Annotated in this window: 4 protein-coding genes and 3 pseudogenes; all 7 read right to left on the bottom strand. The window is 75.1% G+C overall.

Annotated features, from left to right (window positions below; genetic code table 11):
• Positions 1–43 precede the first annotated feature (43 nt).
• Positions 44–1,117 (bottom strand): NAD-dependent epimerase/dehydratase family protein, encoded by a 1,074-nt coding sequence (locus JNW89_RS24835; RefSeq protein WP_179801989.1) that lies wholly within the window; start codon positions 1,115–1,117, stop codon positions 44–46.
• A 120-nt stretch (positions 1,118–1,237) separates the two neighbouring features.
• A complete protein-coding gene (locus JNW89_RS24830) occupies positions 1,238–1,339 on the bottom strand; it encodes a 30S ribosomal protein bS22 (RefSeq protein WP_007465623.1) in 102 nt (33 codons plus the stop codon).
• 219 nt (positions 1,340–1,558) lie between these two features.
• Positions 1,559–1,768, bottom strand: a complete 210-nt coding sequence (locus tag JNW89_RS24825) for a helix-turn-helix domain-containing protein (protein WP_088960133.1) — start codon at positions 1,766–1,768, stop codon at positions 1,559–1,561.
• Positions 1,769–2,024: 256 nt separating this feature from the next.
• Positions 2,025–3,209 (bottom strand): ABC transporter permease, encoded by a 1,185-nt coding sequence (locus JNW89_RS24820; RefSeq protein WP_238450716.1) that lies wholly within the window; start codon positions 3,207–3,209, stop codon positions 2,025–2,027.
• A gap of 200 nt (positions 3,210–3,409) precedes the next feature.
• Positions 3,410–4,245: pseudogene (locus tag JNW89_RS24815) on the bottom strand (ABC transporter ATP-binding protein); the annotation flags it as partial.
• A 55-nt stretch (positions 4,246–4,300) separates the two neighbouring features.
• A pseudogene (locus JNW89_RS24810) lies at positions 4,301–5,698 on the bottom strand (efflux RND transporter periplasmic adaptor subunit).
• A gap of 94 nt (positions 5,699–5,792) precedes the next feature.
• A pseudogene (locus JNW89_RS24805) lies at positions 5,793–6,067 on the bottom strand (hypothetical protein); the annotation flags it as partial.

Below are 6,067 nucleotides of genomic sequence, written 5' to 3'. Positions count from 1 at the left end.
AGCGGTACGTCGTACCGGCCGTCGGGCCGCTCCTCGGACCGGCTCACGAGCGCTCCCGGACGGCCGACCGGACCTGGCGGATGCTCTCCAGCACCAGTTGTTCGGCGGTGGCGAGGCTGTCCCGGGTGAGCACCACGCCGCCGTGGTGGGCTCGGATGAAGTCGTCGAAGGCGGCGGCGGTGGAGCGCGGGGTGAAGCCGTACTCCCGCTCCAGCCGGCTGGTGTCGACCACCCGGCCGTGCACGAAGAGGTCGACCTGGTCGAGGCCGTAGCGGCCGAAGCCGAGGTTGCGGGCGAGCGCGGCGGCCCCGGACAGGCCCGGCTCCAGCACCGGCACGGCGACCCGGCCGGCCCGGCGGATCGCCTGGGAGAGCGAGAGCACCCCCGGCCCGGCGACGTTGTAGGTGCCCGGGTGCTCCTCGGCGATGGACCGGTGCAGCACCTCCAGGGCGTCGTCGAAGTGCACGAACTGCAACCGCGGGTCGCGCCCGAAGACGGTGGGCACCACCGGCTGGGAGAAGTAGCGGGTGAGCGTGGTGTCGGCGGTCGAGCCGATGAACGGCGCGAAGCGCAGCACGGTGGCGGTCACGTCGGGACGGCGGCGGCGGAAGCCTCGGACGTACCCCTCGATGTCGAGGATGTCGCGGCCGAAACCGCCGCGCGGCACCTCGCGGGGCTCGGTCTCCTCGGTGAAGACCGCCGGGTCGCGGAAGGACGCGCCGTACGCGGCCGTGGAGGAGCGGACCACCAGCTTGCGCAACCGCGGCGCCCGCTGGCAGGCGGCGAGCAGCTGCATGGTGCCGATGACGTTCTGCTCCTTCATCGCCGCCCGGCCGCCGTGCTGGGGGTCGGGCGAGCTGACCAGGGCGAGGTGCACCACGGCGTCGACGTCCAGGTCGACGAGGAGCCCGCCGAGCGAGCCAAGGTCGAGCCGAACCCGCTCGACCCGGTCGAGCAGGTCGGTGAACTCGGGGCCGGGGGTGGCCGGGTCGACGCCGATCACCCGCTCGATGCGCGGGTCGGCGGCGAGCCGGGCGGCGACGTGCGCGCCGAGGTAGCGGCCGACCCCGGTCACGACGACGACCCCCGGAGCACCTGAGGTGCCACCGGGGGTCATCTCGTACGCCCTGACCGGCAGACGGGACCGAGCCGGGACGTCCGCGGCCTGATCACCTGAGCCTCCGAGGGTCGACAGTTGGCAAGTGGTGCCGGAAGCCGGGCCATGGCCCGGCCCCGGTCACTTGCCGAGACGGCGACGCTGGACGCGGGTCTTGCGCAGCAGCTTGCGGTGCTTCTTCTTAGCCATGCGCTTGCGGCGCTTCTTGACCACCGAGCCCATACGACAGCCTTTCAATGCAAACGTGCGGGGCGGACGAGTGGCGCCACGTCGGTGGCGCCGATGACCGCTTGCGGACAACGGACCGGACCAGCCTGGTGGCGTCGGGGCTCACCGGCGAGGGTCACGATCGGCTCCAGGGTAGCCGGAGTGCGTCAGCAGGACCAACGCGCCCCCGTCGATGCCCGTTACGTCGCAGTCGGCGCACCGCCGGGCGAGGGGTCAGGCGGTCTCCTGAAACGCGCCCCGGAGATAGTCGTGCACCGCGTGCTCCGGCACCCGGAACGACCGGCCGACCCGGACCGCGGTGAGCTCACCGCTGTGCACCAGGCGGTAGACCGTCATCTTGGACACCCGCATGACCGACGCCACCTCGGCGACGGTGAGGAACTTGACATCCGACAGCCGACCGTCGGACTGCGACCCGGCCATGGCTCACCCGACCCATCCCATGCCCGGCGCGTACCGAGCGACCGGAGCTTCCGTCCGGGCCGGCAACGCGCGTGTTACCAGTACGGTAGCGGGGCCGCTGTGACCGGCGCGATCCCTTCGTACAACTGATCATGCCCGGCTCGCCGTTCACCCGACCGTGACCTGCCGTTTCGTCCCCGTCTGCGCTCCGCGTCCGGTTCCCGGGACCGGTGGCGGGCACCGGTCCCGCGAGGCCTGCGAGAGCGACCCGGGCGGCTCATTCGGCGCGCAGCGCGACCACCGGGTCGAGCCGGCCGGCCCGCTGCGCCGGCACCACCCCGAAGACGATGCCCACCGCCGCCGACACCCCGAACGCCAGCGCCAGCGACCACCAGGTGATCGCGGCCGGGATCGGCGAGACGGCGTCCACCAGCAGCGCGGCGCCCACGCCGAGCGCCATCCCGGTCAACCCGCCGATCGCGGTGAGCAGCACCGCCTCCAGCAGGAACTGCACCCCGATGTCGCGGGGGCGGGCGCCGACGGCCTTGCGCAGGCCGATCTCCCGGGTCCGTTCGCGCACCGAGACCAGCATGATGTTGGAGACGCCCACCCCGCCGACGAGCAGCGAGATACCGGCGATGGCGGCGAGCACGCCGGTGAGCACCCCGAGGATGTCGCCGAGCACGCCGAGGATCTGCTGCTGGGTGACCGCGCTGAACTCGGTGTCCGGGTGCCGGCGGGACAGCTCGGCGACGATCCGGTCGCCCAGCTCGCCGATTCGCTCCCGGTCCGGGGCCTTGACCGCGATGCCGTCCACCCGCTGGGTGCCCCAGAGTCGCTGGGCCGCGGTGACCGGCACGTGCACCTCGTCGTCCCGGTCGACGCCGAGGCTCTGCCCGAGCGGCGCGAACACCCCGATCACCCGGAACCGGACGCCGGCGAGCGCGACCTGCTGGCCGAGCGGAGCCCGGTCGGGAAAGAGCGCCCGGGCCACCGAGTCGCCGAGCACCGCCACCCGGCGGCTGGTGTCCACGTCGGCGCCGGTCAGGTAGCGGCCCCGGGCCAGCGAGCGGGTGAAGACCGTCGGGGTGGTCTCCAGCACCCCCTGCACGGTGGTGAAGTCGGAGCGGTTGCCGGCCCGGGCCGTCGCGCCGGAGGCGATGGTGACCGCGACCCGGCTGGGGTCGCCGACCACCCGGGAGACCGCGTCGACGTCGGAGAGGGTCAGCGGGGAGACCACCGGCGCGGTGCCCACGTCGATCCGGCCGGGTACCACCAGCAGCAGGTTGGAGCCGAGCCCCTCGACCTGCTGTTCGACCTTCTGCTTGGTCCCGGTGCCGATGGCGACCAGCAGCACCACGGACGCCACGCCGATGATCACACCGAGCATGGTCAGCGCGCTGCGCATCCGGTTGGCCCGCAGCGCGTCCAGCGCCACCCGCCACGCCTCGGCGAGCCTCACGACGCCCCGCCGGCCCGCTCGTCGCCCGCCCGGTCCGTCCCGGCCACGTCCACTCGGGAGGTCCCCCGGCCCGCGGCGTCCGCAAGTCGCGTTCCGACCCCAGGGTCCGCGTCCGGTCCCGGCCGGACGGCGGCGTCCACCTCGGAACCGCGTCCAGCCACTTCGGGGGTACGCCGGTCGGCCGCCGGATCGCGCGGAAGGCGTCCGGTGGCTCCGGTGGCGCCACCGGAGCCACCGGACGGGTGCCCCGGGCCGCTTCCGGACGCGGACCGGGGCTCCGCGCTGGGAGCGTCCACCAGTGTGTCAGGTGCCGCCACTGGCCCGGACGGCGGTCGATCATGAACGGTGGAGGCGCTGTCCGACACCACCACCCCGTCGCGCATCGCGATCCGCCGCCGGGCCCGGGCCGCCACCTCGTTGTCGTGGGTCACCATCACCAGCGCCACTCCCGACTCGGCGTTGAGCTGCTCCAGCAGGGCCAGCACCGCCTGGCCGGTCACCGTGTCCAGGTTGCCGGTCGGCTCGTCGGCGAGCAGCACCGTCGGGTCGTGACCAACGCCCGGGCGATCGCCACCCGCTGCTGCTCACCGCCCGAGAGCTGGTTCGGGCGGTGGTCCAGCCGGTGCCCCAGGCCGACCCGGCCGAGCATCGCGGCCGCCCGCGCGCGCCGTTGCCGGGCCCCGACGCCGCGGTAGACCAGCGGCAGCGCCACGTTGTCCACCGCCGACGTCCGCGGCAGCAGGTGGAACGCCTGGAAGACGAAGCCGATGGTCTCGTTGCGCAGCGTCGCCAGCTCCGGCGCGGAGAGAGCGCCGACGTCCCGGCCACCGATCACCAGCCGACCGCCGGTGGGCTGGTCCAGCCCGCCGAGCAGGTGCATCAGGGTCGACTTGCCGGAGCCGGACGGCCCGACGAGGGCCACGTAGTCCCCCGGCGCCACGGTCAGCGAGACGCCGCGCAGCGCCGGCACGGAGACACCGTCGAGCTGGTACGTCCGGGAGACGTCCACCGCCTCTATCGCCGCCGGACCGCTCACGAGGATTCCCTCGTTCCCGGCGGCGGGGCTGGCAGAACCGGCTCACTCCTCGCGCTCACCGGACTTCCTGGCCGTCCTGGACCTGGTCGGTGCCGCGCACCACGACGCGGTCGCCGGCCTGCACCCCGTCGAGGATCTGCACCAGGTCCTGCCCCTGCACGCCCACCGTCACCGGCGCCCGGTCCGCCCGGCCGTCGCGGACCAGCCAGACCGCGTCCCGACCGTCGGCGGAGAAGACCGCCGAAGCGGGGACGGTGACCACGTCGGCGGCTTCGCGTACCCGCAGGTGCACCACGGCGTTCATGCCGGGGCGGGGCGCCGGTGCGGCCTCGCCCTCGCCGAGCCGGCCCGCGCCGAGCGACAGCCGCACCCGGTAGGTGACCCCACCCCGGGCGGAGCTGGTGGGCAGCACGTCGACCGAGCGGACGGTGGCGTCGTAGCTCGCGCCGGTGACCGCGTCCAGTTCGACGTCGGCGACCAGGCCGGGGCGGACCAGCAGCACGTCGGTCTCGTCGACCTCGGCGAGCAGGCCGAGCGCACCGGTGTCCACGATGGTCAGCACGGGCGTGCCGGCGGTGACCCGGCCACCGGCGACCACCGCGTCGTCCACGCCCGGCGGCGGTCCGGCGCGGGACGGGGTGAGCGCCGACGGGTCGATCCCGGCGGGCACCTGCCCGCCGCCGAGCAGGGCGGACAGGTCGGTGCCGCCGCCGGCGGGGCGCCGCCGGGCTGCACGACTCCCCCGATCGGCGCGCAGGGTCAGCGCGTCGACGGTCGCCTTCGCCAGGTCGTACGCCTGCCGGGCCTGGAGCCGTTGCGCGGCCGACAGCGCGCCGACCGCCGAGTTGAGTCCGGCGACGCCCCGCTGCACCGAGCGGACGGCCTGGTCGGCGGTACGCGCCGCGGCGGCGTACTGCTGCTGCGCGGAGGTCACCTGGGCGAGCAGCGCGTCCCGTACCTTGTGGTCGGCGATCTTCCCCGCGGCGTCCCGGGCGGCGTCGAACGCCTCGTCGGCGGCCTTGTCGGTGCCGCGACGGCGGGTGCCCAGGTCGCCCACGCCGACGCCCCGGCCGGCCCGTTCGGCGGCCCGGAGGGCCCGTTCGGCGGCCCGGAGGGCGTCGCGGGCCTGGCGGAGGCGCTCCTGGGCGGACGGGGAGCTGATCACGGCGAGCACCTGACCGCGCCTGACCCGCTGGCCGGGCTGGACCCGCAGACTGCTGACGGTGCCGTCGGCGGGTGCGGTGAGGGTGGCCGCGGCGCGGGCGGTCACGGTGGCCGGAGCGTCGATCACCTCGGCGACGGCGGCCCGGCTGGCCGGGGCCAGCGCGACCGTGGACTCGTCGTCCCCGCAGGAGGCGGCGGTGGTGCCGGTGAGGACGACGACGGCAAGCAGGGCGGTGAGCAGGCGGGGCCGCGTGGCTACGGGGGGCCGCGGCGAATCGGGGCGGCGCACGGGCCAACCTTAGCCCGGCGTCGATACGACGCCGAGCGGCGCGACCGGCCTACCGGGCGGACCGCGTCCACCCGGCGACGAGGGCCGCCCGCTGTCATCGGACGGTCGCCCGGACGTAGGCGACGCACTCGTCGTGCAGGGCGGTCCACGGGTCGCCGAGGACCTGCTCGGACGCGTCGTCCAGCGACCGCCGGTCGTGCACCACGGCCCGGAAGAAGTCGAGCACCTGCTGCTCGCCGTACCGGTCGACGAGGTGCCGGACGGCGAGGTAGCCGACGCCGTAGCTGCCGCCGACCCGGTCGGCCGGGGCGGCGTCGGCCGGGGTCAGGGCGTCCAGCCGACCGTTCCACCCGCCGGCGACGAGCTGCC

It is taken from the genome of Micromonospora sp. 4G55 (assembly GCF_016803375.1).
The sequence above is the reverse complement of the archived record's forward strand: the minus strand, read 5'-3'. Positions and strand labels throughout refer to the sequence as shown.

What these genes read in the sequence shown, in the direction of transcription:
- JNW89_RS24825 (WP_088960133.1), bottom strand. Translation starts at nt 1,768, where the DNA reads ATGGCCGGGTCGCAGTCCGACGGTCGGCTGTCGGATGTCAAGTTCCTC.
- JNW89_RS24835 (WP_179801989.1), bottom strand. Translation starts at nt 1,117, where the DNA reads ATGACCCCCGGTGGCACCTCAGGTGCTCCGGGGGTCGTCGTCGTGACC.
- JNW89_RS24830 (WP_007465623.1), bottom strand. Translation starts at nt 1,339, where the DNA reads ATGGGCTCGGTGGTCAAGAAGCGCCGCAAGCGCATGGCTAAGAAGAAG.